15 protein-coding genes and 1 tRNA gene are annotated in these 15,570 nt (G+C 64.6%); 5 read left to right on the forward strand and 11 right to left on the reverse strand.

Annotation, left to right across the window (positions count from 1 at the left end; genetic code table 11):
- Nucleotides 1-54: 54 nt before the first annotated feature.
- From KF712_18575 to mtnP, 4 genes are all read right to left on the reverse strand, one after another.
- Nucleotides 55-861 carry a DUF3108 domain-containing protein gene (locus KF712_18575; GenBank protein MBX3742997.1) on the reverse strand — a complete coding sequence of 269 codons (807 nt, stop codon included), beginning with the start codon at nucleotides 859-861 and terminating at the stop codon, nucleotides 55-57.
- A gap of 118 nt (nucleotides 862-979) precedes the next feature.
- Entirely contained in the window at nucleotides 980-2,695 is a 1,716-nt protein-coding gene (locus tag KF712_18580; GenBank protein MBX3742998.1) for a dynamin family protein, read from the reverse strand.
- Nucleotides 2,696-2,718: 23 nt separating this feature from the next.
- Nucleotides 2,719-3,639: a polysaccharide deacetylase family protein gene (locus tag KF712_18585; GenBank protein MBX3742999.1), complete on the reverse strand. Its 921-nt coding sequence runs from the start codon at nucleotides 3,637-3,639 to the stop codon at nucleotides 2,719-2,721.
- A 78-nt stretch (nucleotides 3,640-3,717) separates the two neighbouring features.
- Nucleotides 3,718-4,578 carry an S-methyl-5'-thioadenosine phosphorylase gene (gene mtnP / locus KF712_18590; protein ID MBX3743000.1) on the reverse strand — a complete coding sequence of 287 codons (861 nt, stop codon included), beginning with the start codon at nucleotides 4,576-4,578 and terminating at the stop codon, nucleotides 3,718-3,720.
- Nucleotides 4,579-4,660: 82 nt separating this feature from the next.
- On the opposite strand from mtnP, the gene KF712_18595 reads away from it, so the two are divergent.
- Nucleotides 4,661-4,734 (forward strand) — tRNA-Arg (locus tag KF712_18595).
- A gap of 30 nt (nucleotides 4,735-4,764) precedes the next feature.
- On the opposite strand, the gene KF712_18600 is transcribed toward KF712_18595, so the two are convergent.
- Nucleotides 4,765-4,974: a hypothetical protein gene (locus KF712_18600; protein ID MBX3743001.1), complete on the reverse strand. Its 210-nt coding sequence runs from the start codon at nucleotides 4,972-4,974 to the stop codon at nucleotides 4,765-4,767.
- Nucleotides 4,975-5,336: 362 nt separating this feature from the next.
- On the opposite strand from KF712_18600, the gene KF712_18605 reads away from it, so the two are divergent.
- Entirely contained in the window at nucleotides 5,337-6,278 is a 942-nt protein-coding gene (locus KF712_18605) for an esterase family protein (GenBank protein MBX3743002.1), read from the forward strand.
- 195 nt (nucleotides 6,279-6,473) lie between these two features.
- Here KF712_18605 and KF712_18610 read toward each other — a convergent pair whose 3' ends face one another.
- Together KF712_18610 and KF712_18615 are read right to left on the reverse strand one after the other, a co-directional pair.
- Nucleotides 6,474-6,806 carry a hypothetical protein gene (locus KF712_18610; GenBank protein MBX3743003.1) on the reverse strand — a complete coding sequence of 111 codons (333 nt, stop codon included), beginning with the start codon at nucleotides 6,804-6,806 and terminating at the stop codon, nucleotides 6,474-6,476.
- Between the two features lie 37 nt (nucleotides 6,807-6,843).
- Nucleotides 6,844-8,988 carry a TonB-dependent receptor gene (locus KF712_18615; protein ID MBX3743004.1) on the reverse strand — a complete coding sequence of 715 codons (2,145 nt, stop codon included), beginning with the start codon at nucleotides 8,986-8,988 and terminating at the stop codon, nucleotides 6,844-6,846.
- A 61-nt stretch (nucleotides 8,989-9,049) separates the two neighbouring features.
- On the opposite strand from KF712_18615, the gene KF712_18620 reads away from it, so the two are divergent.
- The gene (locus KF712_18620; protein MBX3743005.1) at nucleotides 9,050-10,753 is read left to right on the forward strand and encodes a choice-of-anchor M domain-containing protein; all 1,704 of its coding nucleotides are present in this window, start codon (nucleotides 9,050-9,052) and stop codon (nucleotides 10,751-10,753) included.
- 12 nt (nucleotides 10,754-10,765) lie between these two features.
- A complete protein-coding gene (locus KF712_18625) occupies nucleotides 10,766-11,476 on the forward strand; it encodes a choice-of-anchor M domain-containing protein (GenBank protein MBX3743006.1) in 711 nt (236 codons plus the stop codon).
- A gap of 68 nt (nucleotides 11,477-11,544) precedes the next feature.
- Here KF712_18625 and KF712_18630 read toward each other — a convergent pair whose 3' ends face one another.
- Nucleotides 11,545-12,384: a PEP-CTERM sorting domain-containing protein gene (locus tag KF712_18630; protein ID MBX3743007.1), complete on the reverse strand. Its 840-nt coding sequence runs from the start codon at nucleotides 12,382-12,384 to the stop codon at nucleotides 11,545-11,547.
- A 203-nt stretch (nucleotides 12,385-12,587) separates the two neighbouring features.
- Here KF712_18630 and KF712_18635 point away from each other — a divergent pair, with 203 nt between their 5' ends.
- Nucleotides 12,588-13,241: a hypothetical protein gene (locus KF712_18635; protein ID MBX3743008.1), complete on the forward strand. Its 654-nt coding sequence runs from the start codon at nucleotides 12,588-12,590 to the stop codon at nucleotides 13,239-13,241.
- A gap of 251 nt (nucleotides 13,242-13,492) precedes the next feature.
- Here the strand turns inward: KF712_18635 and KF712_18640 are convergent, their stop codons facing one another.
- The 3 genes from KF712_18640 to KF712_18650 form a co-directional block, all read right to left on the reverse strand.
- Entirely contained in the window at nucleotides 13,493-14,581 is a 1,089-nt protein-coding gene (locus KF712_18640) for an exo-alpha-sialidase (GenBank protein ID MBX3743009.1), read from the reverse strand.
- 86 nt (nucleotides 14,582-14,667) lie between these two features.
- On the reverse strand, nucleotides 14,668-15,093 hold the full coding sequence (locus KF712_18645) for an OsmC family protein (GenBank protein MBX3743010.1): 426 nt from the start codon (nucleotides 15,091-15,093) through the stop codon (nucleotides 14,668-14,670).
- An 89-nt stretch (nucleotides 15,094-15,182) separates the two neighbouring features.
- Nucleotides 15,183-15,548, reverse strand: a complete 366-nt coding sequence (locus KF712_18650; protein MBX3743011.1) for a hypothetical protein — start codon at nucleotides 15,546-15,548, stop codon at nucleotides 15,183-15,185.
- Between the last annotated feature and the right edge of the window lie 22 nt (nucleotides 15,549-15,570).

The following is a 15,570-nucleotide window of genomic DNA, read 5'->3' on the forward strand; positions in this document are numbered from 1 at the left end:
CACCGATCCGCGGAATTGGAAGCGGATGCTTCATCCGTCTCCGGGGGCCGGCGGTCAGAGTTTCTGCCGTTGCATCAGGACGACGCGCACATCGCCGAGGAAAATGTCCGCCCGCAGTTCCAGCGGCACGCGGTCATAGTCATCGCTCAGCCAGAGGGTGGCGTCCCGTTTGAGTTTCTTGTAGGGACGGAGCTCCTGCGTCTCCCGGTCGATCTTCAGCATCCCGACGGAAAGCTTGATGGTCTTCTGCCCGTTATGCACCTCCCGCCCCAGGCAACGGACCTTCAGGAGGTAGGGCTGGTCCGTGGACTGGATGACGATGTTGATGTGGTCCCCGTCCGCGAGCGGCTGGCTGCGGATGTGCAGCATGACCGCGAACAGGTCGAAGATCCCCGGATGGTTGAAAGTGCGGGAGGTGGTGCCCGTCGTGCCGCCGTCAGACGGCTTGTAGGTGGTCAGGCACTCGACCCGGTCCGGGAAATAGCGGACGATGGATACCTCCTTGCCGTTCTTGTCCGTCTCGCTGGTGCGGATGTAGCGGGAGCGCAGGGTGGAGGGGATGATCTCCGCCCATGCATCGAACTGGTAGGGGTGCAGTTGCGCGGCGGCTCCCTGGCTGCGGGCATACGCCTTCACCACGTAGGCACCGGGCTTTTTCTCATCCGGCGGGCCGAATTCCATGTGCATGTGCCCGGAGTTCAGCACGCCTTTCCAGCTCGCCTGGTAGTCCAGGGCGATGGGCTCCAGCCGCGGATGGTTCCCCAGGTTCGGGGAGGTGACGTCGCGCTGCCATTCCGGTCCGGCGGCTGCAAGCCCGGCGGCTGCCAATGCGATCAGGATGATGCTGCGGAAAAGGTTCAAGATGGGATGGAGGTGCGCCCGGGGGGACTAATCGGCTGAAATGCGGGAAAGTGCAAGGCTGCTCAGGTGCCGTTGTTGAAACGGATCCTGGGCCCGATTTATTCAGGTGGCCGGTGGATCACAGTTCCTGCTCGATGGCCTTCAGGGTCAGGAACAGCTCCTTCCACTGTTTCAACCGCGGCTCCACGGCATGTTTTTCCTTTGCAAGATGCTTCCGCACCGCGGTGAGGGAGTCCCCGTAGTCCTGGAAGACCGCCCTCAGCGCCTCCTCATAGTCGGACCGCAGGGTGGTGGCGAAGGCTCCGCACGTATCCAGCAGGCGGTCGCGGAACTCCAGGACGATGCGCTTCCGTGTGACCCAAGCGGTGAAAAACCCTCCGGCGAGGAAAAGGAAGCCCGCTCCGCAGAAAATGAACGGCAGCCACGGGACGGAGAGCGCCCCCAGCGTGCCTCCCGCCGTCACCAGTGCCAGCGTCATGAAGGTGAATGACTTCAGCGCCACATTCCGGCGGCGGAGCACCTTGTCCAGTTGGTTGCGGACCTTCAGGTTGCCGATGCTCTGCCGGGCATCCCTTTCCAGGCGGTTGATGAACCGTTGCTTCGCCACCACAAGCGTTTCCTCGATGGGGTGGGAGCCATCCAGGTCCACTCCCATGGCGGCCTTCACCCGTGCGCCCAGCTCGTTCCAGTGCTGGCGGCACGTTTCCGCCACCTCCATTCCGTCCGCCTCCGCGACGGAGCTGATGGCGGCCTGCAAGCGCTCGATGAAAAGGGATTCCATCTCCTGGCCGGTGCGGTCTCCCGTGAACAACCGGAAGATCGAGCGCGCCGCGCCGAGGCGGGAGGAAAGCACGCTGGACACCCACACCGCCTCCGTCTGGAAAACCTCCGCCACGCCGGGCAGGTGGCGGGAAAGGCGGGCGACGAAGCGTTCCCGCATCGCGTCGATCTCCCGCTCGATCTGGTGGAGGAAGCGGTCCTGCTCATCCAGCGTGCGGGTCTGGCCCTCGATGCGGTCCTCCACGGTGCGGAGGGCGGACGCGGCCTGGGAGCGCCACGTTTCAAGCAGGGCGCGGCGTTCCGGAGAGCCGCACACCTGCCGCGAGATGAAGTTTTCCAGCTCCGGGAAGCCGCTTTTTTCGAACTGGCTTCGGGAAAAGGGAGCCGCTTTTTTCGCCGCGCAGGCGAGCTTTCCGGAAACGGCGAAGATCGGCGGCACGTGGCCGATGCGTTTCATCGACAGGTCCCGCATGTGCCCCAGGATCACCCCGATGTCCGCGGGTTCCCGCTGGTCCGCCTGCTGGATGACGAAGGCCACGCGGTTCAAGCCGCCTTCCGGGATCTTCGACACGAAGTCCCAGGTGGCCGCGCCCCACGGATTCGTGACGGGGAAGACGAAGAGGATGAGGTCCGCGGCGGGCAGGAACCGCTCCGTGATCTGCTGGTGGTCCTTCACCACGGAGTTCGTCCCCGGCGTGTCCACCAGGGAGAAATCCTTCAGGAAACCCACGGGGCGGTAGCGTTCCTCCAGCACCGGGGTGATCTCCACGTCCCGCGCGACGGGGGCATGGCGGTACCACGTCACCCGGTGGGTTTCCGGCAGCACGTTGACCTTGCACAGATCCTGGCCGAACAGGCCGTTGATGAGCGTGGATTTCCCCGCGTTCACCTCGCCGCAGATGACGAACAGGAACGGATTCCCGAGGCCCTTCTCGATCTCCTCGAAAGGCAGCTTGCCGGAAATGTCCGCGCCCGTCTGGTCCGCCAGGGCGGAAATGCCGGCCATCACGCCGGACAACCGTTCGCGCGTGGCGAAGTAACGCTCGCCGAACATGCCTGATGGGCGGTCCGCTGGGTTCAGTGGGCCGGGGCGGCGGCGTCCGTGGTCTGCGCGGTGGCGGCGGCGCTGTCCATCTTCATGGCCAGGAGCTGGGAAACCGTGACAAAGCGGAAGCCGCGCTTCAGCAGGCCGTCCATCGCGGCGGGCATGGCGTCCACCGTCTGCGAGTGCAGGTCGTGCGCCAGGATGATGCTGCCTGCGGTCGTGCCGGAAAGGATGCGGGAGCTGACCACGCCCGGGCCGGGGCGCTTCCAGTCCAGAGGGTCCACGGACCAGAGGATGCACGGGTTGCCGAACTCGCGGAAAACCATCTCGCGCTGCGTCTGCAACATCCCGCCGTAGGGAGGCCGCATGGTGCGCGGCTGCACACCGGCGGCCCGGACGATCGCGTCCCGGCAGCGGCTCATTTCCTGGCGCACCTCATCCATGCCCAGCTTGCTCAGCAGGCGGTGGGTGTGCGTGTGGTTGCCGATCTCATGGCCCTCCGCGACGGTGCGGCGGACGATGTTCGGGTAGAGGTCCACGCTGCGGCCGATGACGTAGAAGGTCGCCTTGATGTTGCGCGCGCGCAGCATGTCCAGCAGGCGCGGGGTGTTCTGCGGGTGCGGACCGTCGTCGAAGGTCATCGCCACGTAGTTCCCGGAAACGAGGACGCGGGAGTAGGTGATGCCGCCGTCCTTGGAAAAGTTGCTGCTGTGGTTGCCATCCGGGTTGCGCGGCACCGGACCCTGCACCGGAGGCGTGCGGTAGCCGGTGTTCGGCTTCGTCTTCACCGGAGCGGCGGCGGAACCTTGTGGCGGGAGCGGGGCTGCTGCGGAACAGCTTGCCAGCGTGGCGGTCATTGCCAGGAAGCCACGGCGGGAGAGGGCGGAAAGCCCGTCATCGTTGCCGAGAGTGGTGATGATGTTCGAGCCGAGCTTTTCGATGGGGCTTTGCATGGGGATATGCGGAGGAAATGTTTCAGGGAGGCTAAACAAAGCGGGATCAATGTCACGACTATCTTTGCGTTGCAAATTTCAGCCGAAGCGCGCCAGCAGCGGGGCCAGCGCTGCTTTTTTCTCCGCCGGCCAGAGGGCGGGGGGCGTCATGATCGCGCCGTCCAGCGCGGAGTGCTCCGGCCAGTCCGGCGTCGTCGGGATCTGCGGGATCGCGGCGGCCAGCAGCTTCTTCGCGTTCGCGACGTTAGCGTGCAGGTGGGCGATCACCGCCCCGGCCGTCACCGCCTCCTCTTCCACCTTCCAGCAGTCGTAGTCCGTCACCATGCACAGCGTCGCCAGCGCGATCTCCGCCTCCCGCGCCAGCTTCGCCTCCGGCAGATTCGTCATGCCGATGACGTCGAAGCCGAGCTGCCGGTTCGCGTTGCTCTCCGCCCGGGTGGAAAACGCCGGGCCGTCCATGTTCACATAGGTGCCGCCGTCGTGGTAGGGGACCAGGCTGCTCTCGCACGCCCCGCGCAGGATCGCCCGCAGCCCCGTGCTCACCGGATCCGCGAACGCCACATGGCCGACGATGCCGCCGCCGAAGAACGTGTGGTGCTCCCTCCGACTGGTGCGGTCGAAATATTGGTCCGGCAGCACCACGTCGCGCGGCCGGTATTCCTCCTTCAGGCTGCCCACCGCCGTCACGCAGATCAGCCAGCGTACGTTCAGGCTGCGCAGCGCCCAGAGGTTCGCCCGGTGGTTGATCTCCGTCGGCAGGATGCGGTGCCCGCGCCCGTGCCGCGGCAGGAACCAGACCTGCCTGCCGGAAAGGATCCCGCCCACCAGCGCGTCCGACGGCTCGCCGAACGGCGTCTCCACCACCCGTTCCTCCGTCCTCTCGAAGCCGTCCAATTCGTAAAGCCCGCTGCCGCCGATGATCCCGATCGCTGGTTCCATGGACCGGTAGTTAGCCGCAGGAGGATTTTTTCAAAGCGGTTTTTGACTTGGCCGCCCGCCGTTGCTACACGTCCGCCCTCAAGCACCCGTAGCTCAGTTGGATAGAGCATCCGCCTTCTAAGCGGACGGTCATTGGTTCGAATCCAATCGGGTGCGCTTTTATGAACATGGCTTCTCAGAAAGATTTCAACCGGTGAAGTCTTTGAGAATCCGCAGGCAATGAAGTGCCTGCTCTCCTGTCTCCACATGAACGGAATGTCCGCCCGAGCGCTCGACAACGAGCTCGAGGCGATCTTTTGAAAAGGACCACTCTCTGATGAAGCGGATGTTTATCCCCGCTTGCCCTCCTTTGATAGGGATGAAAATGACTGGCTTCTTGGATTCCTGAACATCCATGTCACCCAAGGAGTATGCGATCCCTTTTGGAAGTAAAGAGCGCTCATTTTTCGATGGTCATGGGATGGGTTGTTCGTTGTGACAACGCTCTAGATCCGATATCCTCGCCTTGCTCGGGCGAATCCCACCCCCGGTGGTTTCTGGCTGGAACCCCATGGGGGGAATCCGGCCAGAAACCTGGTGCCGATGAGCAAGTCTGTTAGAAAGACGGGATCGTGTCCGGATGCAGCTTTCTTCCGACCAAACCGGCGGAGAAGTCCACGAATCCGCCAAACGGGATCCGCTCTCCAGCAAGGCGACTACGGATCATTTCCATCCGGCTTGAAACATCCGGCGCTTCCGTCGGTTATATCCGCACCACCATGCGACCCACGCTCTTTCCGCTTCTCGCGGCGATCGCCCTTCAAAGCGGCCTTTCCGCATCCGCCCAGGAACCCACACCGGCCAAGCCCGCCGCCGTCGATCCGGATGCCCAGTACAAGCTCGGCCCGGAGTCGCAGCCACAGCCGGGCGTGCCGGAGGGAAAGGTGATGGAGTTCATCATGGAAGGCTCGAAGAACTTTCCGGGCGTGAACCGGAAGTGGTTCCTCTACATCCCGGCGGGCTATGACGGCTCGAAGCCCTGCGCGCTGATGGTGTTCCAGGACGGCAGCGCGTTCGTTTCCCGCAAGGGCGGATGGCGGGTGCCGGTGGTGCTGGACAACCTGATCCACAAGAAGGACCTGCCGCTGATGGCGGCCATCTTCATCAACCCGGGCGACAAGCCGCTCGCTCCCGGCGAGGCTCCGCGCAAGCGTCCGGACGGACGTCCTGCACCGGCTTCCAACCGCTCGCTGGAATACAACGCGCTGGGGGACACCTATTCGAAGTTCCTGCTGGATGAGATCATGCCGCTGGCAAAGGAGCACGTGAAGATCACGGACGATCCGGCGGGGCGGGGGATCAGCGGTTCCTCCAGCGGTGCCATCTGCGCCTTCACCGTCGCATGGGAAAGGCCGGACCAGTTTTCCAAGGTGATGAGCTTCATCGGCAGCTACACCAACATCCGCGGCGGCGACAAGTATCCGCAGATCGTCCGGGATTCGGAAAAAAAACCGATCCGCGTCTTCCTGCAGGACGGCAGCAACGACATCGTCAACCAATTCGGCTCATGGCCGGAGGCGAACAAGGCGATGGACGCCGCGTTGCGCGGAAAGGGCTACGACGTGAAGTTCGTCTTCGGCGAGGGGGCCCACAGCTCGAAGCACGGGGCCAGCATCCTGCCGGACACCCTGCGCTGGTTGTGGCGCGACTATCCGAAGTAGGAGGACGCAAAGGCAGGGACGCCATTCCATGGCGTCCGGCGGGGGGGACGTCTGATGCCTTGCTGTGCCCGGTTTCCCTCTCCTGCTTCCTCTCGGATAGAATCCCGCAAAGCCGTCAGGGAAAACGGAACCATGGGGTGGTGAGAGATCTACCCCGCCTGACGCCATGGAATGGCGTCCCTGCCACAGAACGGCTCATCGTTCCGGGCCGAAGCCCTGCACATCACGATCCCCGGCCAGCCGGGCGGAGCGCAGCTCGGCCGTGACGCGGGAGATTTCCGTGGCCACATCGTCCGGCACTTCGCGCGGCGAGGGATCCTCATCCAGGGCATCGAACTCATCGAGAAAGCCGATGACCAGCCTGGCCTCGGTATCGGATAGCAACCCGGCGGTGGAGAGCTGGTCGGTCAGTTCATCGAGCGGGATCGTGTAGGCATCTTGGACGCCTTCGCTGGGGTTGATACGGGATTCCATCCTGGCATGCCACAGCGCGTCGCGGAGATCCTTCAGCAGTTTGGTGGAGTTCATCCCGGCAACATCCACCAGCTCCCGGCGCATTTCATCTTCAGAATTCATACCTCAACCCGACGGAGACGCCCCTGCCGGGCAGCGGCGCGGTGTCTTTGCGGAAGGAGGTGGAGGCGCGTGCCTTTTCATCGAGCAGGTTGGTGGCGCGGAGGAAGGCGGTCATTTCCCCGCGGGGCAGGGTGAAGGTCCGGGAAATGTCGGCGTTCACCAGCGTATAGGCGTCCGCCGGGAGTTCGGGCCGGGGTTCCTGCTGCACCCGGTCCTGCGCCGTGGCGTGGCGGATCTCGATGCCGGCGATGAGGGCATCCTTTTTCCACTCCAGCCGTGAGCCGAAGCGCAGCGGCGGCATGCGCGGGATGGGCGTGCCATCGGTGGTGTTCTCCGCGCGGACGGCGTCCGCCATGAGCTGGAGCGTGAGTTCATCGTTGATCCGCCAGTCCAGCCCGGCCTCGAAGCCGGTGAAGGTGGCGTCCCTGCCGACGTATTCCACCGCCCGGCCGAAGCCACCGGTCAGTCCCGGCGACTCCTGGAGGAACACGAAATCATCGATCCGGTAGTGGTAGGCATTCACCTTCCCGGTGACGGGACCCGCCTGTGCCTCCAGCCCCACCTCGATGCCCAGCGAGCGTTCCGTTTCCAGCGGGATGCCGTCGAGATCTCCGCCGACGAGGAACCTGCCGATGCCCGCGTTGTTCCAGAACGCATAACGCTCCACCGCCGTCGGCTGCCGCCCGACCTGGGAGAGGATGCCCGTCACCGCCAGCCGGTCGAGCGGGCCGATGCCCTCCCGCGTCCATGTCACGGCACCGGACAGGCTGTGGGACCAGCCGGTTTCGGACGGCTCCCAGCCAAAAGCGGAGAGGCTGGTGTCGCGTGTGTCCGCGTGGTCCAGCCGCGCACCCAGCCGGGCCGTCCATTCCCCGCTTTCGTATTTCTCCAGCAGGGCGATGCCCATCTGCTCCCCGCGCAGCTCCCCCTCCACCTGCTGGAGATCCGGTGGGGGAAACACGGTCCGCTGGGAGCGCACCGTCTCGCCCGCCGCGGTGAGGGCGAGGATGCCGGTGAGCCGTTGGTCGAACGCCTGGTGGTGGATGTCCACCCGTCCCTCCGATCCCTCCCGGGCCAGCGTGGTGTCCGTGAAGTCCCTGCCGGAGTCCTTTCCCTTTCCGGTGAAGAATTCGTGGTGATCGTAGTCCGCCTTTGCGAAGCGCGCCTCGATCCGGGTGACGGGACCGGAGCCGAAAGTAAGCGCGCCTTCCAGATCCAGCCGGTCCTGCGCCATGTCGATCGACTGGTCGCCGTAGAGGTCGGTCGCATCGCCGGGGTAGGAGTAGGGGACTCCGTAGCGGCTGTCGAAGCGGGACCACGAAAGGCCGATGCGGGCCGGGACATCCTGCGGCACCCACGCCACCGCCGTGGACCAGGTGGAGGCTTCGTGGAAAGAGTTGGGCAGCTTTCCGGAGGGATTCGGCACCGGTAGGATGGTCCCCGCACCGGGATCATAGACGCCGGGATTTTCCATCCGCTCATAGTCCCCGCTGCGGGCGCGTCCGGGGATGCTGATGTCCCCCGCTTCCCGGACGGAGCCGGTCAGGCGGAACACGAAGTCCCCGGCGGCAAAGGTGGCCAGCCCGGAGTTGGCCAGCGCGTTGCCCTGGGTTTCGTGGCGGGCCTCGATCCCACCTCCCACCGGCTGGTCCGGGATCTCCCGTGGCATCACCAGGCTGCGGGTGTTCACCGCGCCACCCAGCGCGGCCCCTCCATAGAGCAAGGCCGCCGGGCCGCGGTGGATCTCCGCGGACTCCAGCAGGAACGGCTCCAGCGCCACGCCGTGGTCCGGGCTGATGTCGGAAAGGTCGAAGGTGCCGAGGTCATCCCTCAACGTCCGTACCCGGACGCCCTCGAACCCGCGGATGATCGGTCTGCTGGCACCGGGGCCGAAGTAGCCGGAGGAAACGCCCGGTTCCCAGCCTAGCGTCTCGCCCAGCGTCGCTGCGGCGTTTCTCCGTAATGTTTCCCGTGGAACCTCCACCACCGTCTGCGGGGAGAAAGCCGACGGTGCGGGTGGTGTCGCCTCCGCCTCCGCCGTCACCGTGATTTCCTCCAGTTCCTGCGCGACCTCTTCGGAAAAGGCGGGCTGCGCTGGCAGCAGCAGGAGTAGGGAGGCGACGGTGCGATTCATTGCATGAGATTTGCTGATGGTATTTCATTGTAAATGTAAATAAGTTGCTTTTGATGGGTGCATGCCGATTGCGCGAGTGTTGCTGTCCTTTGCTTTTCTCTGTCCGCTGGTAACTGCCTCCACCCCGCCGACGGACTTGGTGACCGGCCATTATGAGATCCATCTGGACTACACCCCGGGCACGGCGGATCCCGACGACGGTTGGAAATTCTCCGTTTCCTATGATGAGGATGACGATTTCAGCACCTCCGCCGGGGTGGTGAGGATGGAACCGGAGGCGGTCACGATGCTCATGGGACCGGCGGCGGCGCGGGTCGTACCGAACCCCGCCGGAGTGTTCTCGCGTTTCGGCCCGTCCGGCACCCCTCTGTGGGTGCTGCCGCAGACGCAGGTGGATGGTGCGCTTTTCCTCGGTGTCCGCACCACCATGGCGGCGGGGTTGTTCCAGGCCCGGGTCGGTGGGAACTACACCCCCAGCAGCCACGGCAGTGTCTCCCTGCGGCTGGTGTCGGGGGAAGGTACCGGGCCGGATGCCGGGGGGAAATTCGCCACCTGGAAGGTGGAGGGCTTCGGGCAGGCGGTGTTCTCGTTCGACACCACCGACGGCATCACCGCGGCGGATGAGATCCCCACCATCCCGGTGTCCTCCCACACCCACTACAACTGGGGTTTCACCCGGCCCGGCCTCTACCGGGTGACCTTCGAGGCATCCGGCAAGCTGATGCCGAACCATGGCAACATGGTCACCACGGCACGGAAGACCTTCACCTTTTCCGTTCCGTTCTCCTCGGCGGTGGGTGGCGGTGGTATCCTCCAGGTGGTGGAGGCGGACGGTGCGCCGCTCCTGCTGCTGGGGGATGCCGCTGCCGGAGCCGCCTACCGGACGGACCGCGCGATGCTGGAGGCGCGGACACCTGCGGGTGCGGCGTCAGCGGCGCTCGCCGGAGCGGTATGGGAAAGCCGGGTGACGCTCGCTTCGTCCGCGCGGGCTTTCCCGAATGGCGTGGGCATCGCCCCGGCCATCGCATCCGCCGGACTGCCTCCCGCTTCATGGAGCGGCACCGCCTTGGAAATATCCGGCATCCACGGGCCGGGCGATGCCGCATGGCTCGACGGCGGCACCATCATCGCGGACAAAGCCGGAGGCGTGGTGCCCGTCCCGTCCGCCGGGCGGGAGCTGACGCTGGCCTTCACGCAAAAAGGGATCTACCGCGTGGAGGGCCGGGTGCGTGCGGACCGGGCCGGGGCCGGAAATTTCTCCCCGCCATTCTCGTTGGTGATCGGCGCGGGGTTGGGGCTGGATTTCACCTATGCGGACTGGAGCGCCAGCCATGAAGCACAGGCCGGGCTGGCTGCGGGCGCGTTGTCCGAGCCGATGTCGGACCACGACCATGACGGCATCCCGAATGGGGTGGAGTTCGCCTTGTTCTGGCACGGACTCGACCCCACGCGGGCGGATGGCGGGCGCATGCCCTCCGCCCGCCGCACCGCGGACGGGGGAGGCGCGTTCACTTTTCTGAGGGACACTTACAAGGATCCGCTGGCGGGCGGCGGATGGAGCATCCGTCCGGCTGTGAGCCATGACCTGGTGCGGTGGACCGTCCGCTCCGCCACCGTGCCGGGGCCTCCGCTCGGTTTGTTCGAGACCGGCGCGGAGGAAGGGAATGCCCATGGCCGGATCTGGTCCCGCTCCCTGCGCCTCATCCCTTCATCGGCGGGTGCGCCGCCCGCGACCTTTTTCCGCCTGCATGTCACCGCCCCCTGAACCCTTTCCATCATGAAACGACCAACCATCGCCTGCCCATCCCTCATCCTCTCAGTCACCACCGCTCTCGCCGGGTGGTCATCCGCCGCCCTCTACACGGATGGCCACGGAGACTTCGGCCTGGCTTATGAAAACGGCCGGCTCCATTTCCACTTCCATGCCGGCGGGGCCACCATCGATGGCTATGAAACCGAAGGCGAGTTCGACCTGACGGATGTGATCACCGTCGTGTCCACGGACGCGCTGATGGTGCTGCCCGTGGACTTGCCCGCGCTGGGTGCGGGGAGCGGGCAGTCGGTATGGGTGCTGCCGCAGTCCCAGAACGTGATGCTGCCATTCCTGGGGCTGGCCACGGAGGAACTGCCCGCAGGACAGTGGACGGACATCACTTTCACCCTAGGCACCGTCACCTCTCCATCGGGTGCTGGTCACTTCGCGCTGTGGCAGTACGACGTCTTCGGAGATCCCATCATCCGCATGTCCACCGCGGATCCCGGTGTGGATGAGATCACCCTGGGGGCGGGCTCGCACGCCCACCACAACTGGGGCTTCACCGAGGCGGGAACGTGGACCATCGAGATGACCGCGTCCGGTACCCATGCCATGGATGGGTTCAAGCAGACGACGGAGATCATCACCTTCCAGGTCGTGCCGGAACCGTCCGCCGTGTTGGTTTCCTGCGCCTCCGCCGTCCTGCTGGCGTTCCGCCGGAAACGCCGGTGATCCCCAACGGAAAAGCGGGTGCCTCCCATTCCGGAAGACACCCGCCACACCAGTCCATTACGCGGAAATCAACGCCGCCTGCGCATCAGTCCCAGCGCCGCGGCCCCCGCCGCCAGCAGGGCGGACGATGGCTCCGGCACCACATCGAAGCGGAACTCGAACGTGCCGGAATCCCCGAAGATGCCTTCCTCATCCACCAGCTTGAACTGCGCCAGATACGTGCCCGGCACCGCGTCCTGCTCCGTCCAGAACACCGGGGAGAAATTCACATCATCCGACAGATGATATTCATCACCCGCACCATTGAGGCCGATGTTGAGAGAGCTGTCGTTGCCGATGTTCAGCCCGTCGGATTTCCACACCAGCACCAAGTGGACGTCCGCCCCGGCGATCGAGCCGGTCCAGCGCCCGCCGGAGGAGTTGTACATGTAGCTCTCCGCCGTCCCCGGCGCGTAGGCCGCCAGATCATCCGTGTCCCGGAAATCGATCAGGCTGAAACCATTCGAGCTGTCCTCCAGCACCACGGACTTTCCGGCGTAGATGCCGACCCCGGCGGTCATGGAAAGCGGGGCGGCGCTCCCTTCCGGCAGGTAGTTGGCCGGGTTCACCTCGATGACGGGACTGCCCACCGGCGAGCCGGGCTGGTAGCGGTACACCCCCTTCGAGTGGTAGTGGCCGCTGGACGGGCTGGCCTCGTTGGGGTGGGCGAAGAGCAGGGTCAGGCGGTTCGCGTTCGGGTTGGCGAGTCCAGCATACGCTCCGGTCGGGATGGTCTGCTGGCCATCCACGCCGATGTAGTAGCTGAACAGGACCGCCTGGCTTTCCGCCACGGTGGCGGCGAGCAGGCCGAGCGCGGCCAGCAGCGGGGTGGGACGGGTGAGGTAGGGCATCATCATCTTGTTTTTCATGGGAGTTGGGAATGGCACCCGCATCGCGCGGTGCCGTGACCCGGCAACTACCTCATTCCTTGAAATGCAAATAAAGTACAAAAGCGAATAAATTACACAAAAGGAAGATGCGATACGTTGGATCCCGGTGACAGTGGGGCATGCGCGGCATCGACTTCAGTTCCTAGCAGAGCCTCCTTTCCACGTTGGTCGCGCTTGCGCTGGTGACCTTGATCGGGGTGGGCATCCGGTTGCTGGCCATGGCGACCATCCAGCAGCGGCGGGAGCGGGCGAACCGCCAGATCAACGAACGGTTGAGGGTGCTGATCGCCGCCTACAAGACGCTGGGCGGTTCCTTCACCGGGGATCTTGCGGTGGATCCCACCCACCTGCGGGACCTGCGGAAGAAAGCAGCCGAAGGAATCATCCCCGCCGCGGAACTGGACGGCGGCTCCGACCGCTCACGGCGGATGCGGGACGCGGTGGAGGCCGCGCTTTCCGACATCATCCTGCTCGGCACGGAGGATCAGGTGCGGCTGGCGGCGAAGGCGGCACGTGAACTGGTGGCGGGCCGCCAGGTCCACACCCACGCGCTGGTGATCTCCCTGCGTGACTTCATCCGCCAGGCGTTGGACCTGGATCCGGTGCCAACTGCATTGGAGATCCCGATGCAGGGACCATCGCGCCCGGGTGGTGCCTCAGGCGGCGGAAAAGGAAAAGGCGTTGCCGAGCAGGAACGCGGTGGCCGTGGTGGAAATGCCGGCGGTGCGGGTGGCGGTAGTGCCGCCATGGGCATGGGGATCGGTGGGGCGGCTGGATTGGGACTCGGCGGTGTGCATGGAGCAGGCGCGGAGGATGAGAACGAGGGTGTGAAGTGAGGATGCTTTTCCGTAGCGTAATGGCTGCGCCATTACGGCTGGGTGGATGTCCCATCATCCCATGATTCCGATCCCCTGATCGTGTTTTCCGGCTTTCCCGGGAGGAGGGAACTACGGTGGAAACGGGCCACGGCAAGGTATCAGGCGCCGTCCCTGCCTCTTATGGATGACGTTTCATCCCATGCGGATCCGCAGGGATGGAGGAGGGTTGTCCCAACCGTAACGGCGCAGCCGTTACGCCACGAAGCCACTCACTCCGGCCACCTGCCATCTTCCATCATCTCCTTCGGCTGCAGCTTCGCGGGATCGATGACCACGTGCTTCACCCGCTGGCGCTTCCAGGTGTAGGTGATGTGGACCAGGCCGTCCTTCGACTGGATCACGGAGGGGTAGCTGTATTCGCCGGGGTCCTTTTCAAGGATGACCGCGGCCTTCCAGGTTTCGCCATCCTGTGACACGGAGACATTCAGCGGTGTGCGGATGCCGCCCCATTTCCCGGGAAGGCCGCCGACATGATTATAAACGATGAGGTGGGTGCCGTCCCGCAGCGTGGTGGCGTCCGTGCCGGAGTTGTTGTTCGGCAGGTTGCCCAGCTTCAACGGGCTCCAGGTGACGCCCTGGTCCGCGGAGGAAAGCGAGAAGATGCGGTCCTGCCGGGTGCGGCCGACGGCCAGCAGCGTGCCGTCCTTTTTCGTCAGCAGGCTGGGCTGGATGGCTTGGATGGTGAGACCGTCATGGAGTGCGGGCGTGCGCTGCCAGGTGATGCCGTGGTCCCGCGTCCGCTCGAAGTGGACCGTCCACTTGCTGGGCTTCTCCGGTGTTTCCTCGCTGGTGGGGCAGAGGATGGTGCCATCGGTGAGTTGCAGCGGGCGGTTCTTCACCGGGCCGAGGATGCCCTCCGGCAGGCGGCGCGGGGTGAACCATGTTTTCCCGTGGTCGTCGGAGGTGGTGAGCATTCCCCACCATGTCTGCGGAGTTGGTCCGGCCTTGTAGAAAAGCATCAGCGGGCCTTCGCGTGGCTGGAACAGGACGGGATTCCAGGTCGGGTGGCGTACCACCGTTCCATCGGAGAGCGTGTGCTGGATGCCATTCGCCACCTCCACGCTTGGCGTCCACTTGCCATCGACCTGCCGGGAAACCCAGATGCCGACATCCGGGTGCTTCTCCTTCGTCCCGCCGAACCATGCGGCCACCAGCCCCTCCGGTGTTTCCTCGATGGTCGTCGCATGGATCTGCGGATACGGCCCGGATTCATAGATGAACTCCGAAACAAGGATCGCGGGATCGGCGGAGGCGACGCCAAGCAAACACGGAAACAGCACGGAGAAGACAGGGCGCATGGTTACGGCAATCTGGGCGTTGGATCGAGCGGGGTCGGAGCGCGGCCATGTGACGGTTGTGCCATCCCGCCCGTACCAACACCGGCTCAGGACTCCAGCGTGGCGTTCAGCTTGATCTCCGCTTTCAGGACCTTGGAGACGGGGCAGCCTGCCTTCGCCTGTTGGGCGACCTCCTGGAATTTCTCCTCGGAAATGCCGGGCACCTTCGCGGTCAGGGTGAGGACGATGATGGTGATCTCCAGCTTGTCCGTGTCGAAGCTCAGCTCCGCCTTGGTGGAGATGCTTTCAGGCGGGGAACCCGCTTGCTCGAGCATGAGGGACAACGCCATGGAGAAACATCCCGCGTGGGCCGCGGCGATGAGTTCCTCCGGGTTCGTCTCCGTGCCATCGGCAAAGCGGGAGCGGAAGGAATACGGAGTGTCCTTGAGGATCGCGCTCTGGGTTTCGAGGGTGCCGGACCCTTCCTTGAGGGTGCCATTCCATTGGGCGGATGCAGTGCGTTTCATGGTGATAGGACTACGAAACTAGACCTGATCCGCGGATAGGAAAGATCCAAAAGGTGGCGGAATCCCTGCTGATTCCGTCGCCCGGAAAAATGGAGTCAAGAATCTCCCATCCGGAAGGTCGCTCTTGCATAGGGAATCGTGAGCCCCAGCAGGACGATGCTGACGGTGACCAGAAGGATGAATGCGAGCAACCAGCAGGGCCATGGTGACTGGCGGTTTTTCATCCGCAGGATGGCGAACATGGCATAGGCGATGAAGCAGGTGACAGGTACCCATCCCGAAGCGTGGATCGCCCAATGACTGATGCGCGGCAAAACGGGGGACGGTTCCCCCTCGGGGAATCCATAGAAGTCGGAAAGCGCTCTCCCTGCATGACGCGCCGCCATCAGACAGGCGGTACCGCTGCCCAACGACAAAATCGCCGCAAAAATACCCTCAAGCGTCAGCAATCGCAGGTTCATCCCAACACTCTATGTAAGGGGT

This window comes from Akkermansiaceae bacterium (assembly GCA_019634595.1).
Taxonomy (GTDB): domain Bacteria; phylum Verrucomicrobiota; class Verrucomicrobiia; order Verrucomicrobiales; family Akkermansiaceae; genus Luteolibacter.

Bases quoted from the DNA above. Each gene is read 5' to 3' on its own strand.
- KF712_18580 (MBX3742998.1), bottom strand. From the start codon at position 2,695: ATGTTCGGCGAGCGTTACTTCGCCACGCGCGAACGGTTGTCCGGCGTG.
- KF712_18625 (MBX3743006.1), top strand. From the start codon at position 10,766: ATGAAACGACCAACCATCGCCTGCCCATCCCTCATCCTCTCAGTCACC.
- mtnP (MBX3743000.1), bottom strand. From the start codon at position 4,578: ATGGAACCAGCGATCGGGATCATCGGCGGCAGCGGGCTTTACGAATTG.
- KF712_18600 (MBX3743001.1), bottom strand. From the start codon at position 4,974: ATGGATGTTCAGGAATCCAAGAAGCCAGTCATTTTCATCCCTATCAAA.
- KF712_18650 (MBX3743011.1), bottom strand. From the start codon at position 15,548: ATGAACCTGCGATTGCTGACGCTTGAGGGTATTTTTGCGGCGATTTTG.
- KF712_18585 (MBX3742999.1), bottom strand. From the start codon at position 3,639: ATGCAAAGCCCCATCGAAAAGCTCGGCTCGAACATCATCACCACTCTC.
- KF712_18605 (MBX3743002.1), top strand. From the start codon at position 5,337: ATGCGACCCACGCTCTTTCCGCTTCTCGCGGCGATCGCCCTTCAAAGC.
- KF712_18620 (MBX3743005.1), top strand. From the start codon at position 9,050: ATGCCGATTGCGCGAGTGTTGCTGTCCTTTGCTTTTCTCTGTCCGCTG.
- KF712_18630 (MBX3743007.1), bottom strand. From the start codon at position 12,384: ATGAAAAACAAGATGATGATGCCCTACCTCACCCGTCCCACCCCGCTG.
- KF712_18615 (MBX3743004.1), bottom strand. From the start codon at position 8,988: ATGAATCGCACCGTCGCCTCCCTACTCCTGCTGCTGCCAGCGCAGCCC.
- KF712_18640 (MBX3743009.1), bottom strand. From the start codon at position 14,581: ATGCGCCCTGTCTTCTCCGTGCTGTTTCCGTGTTTGCTTGGCGTCGCC.
- KF712_18610 (MBX3743003.1), bottom strand. From the start codon at position 6,806: ATGAACTCCACCAAACTGCTGAAGGATCTCCGCGACGCGCTGTGGCAT.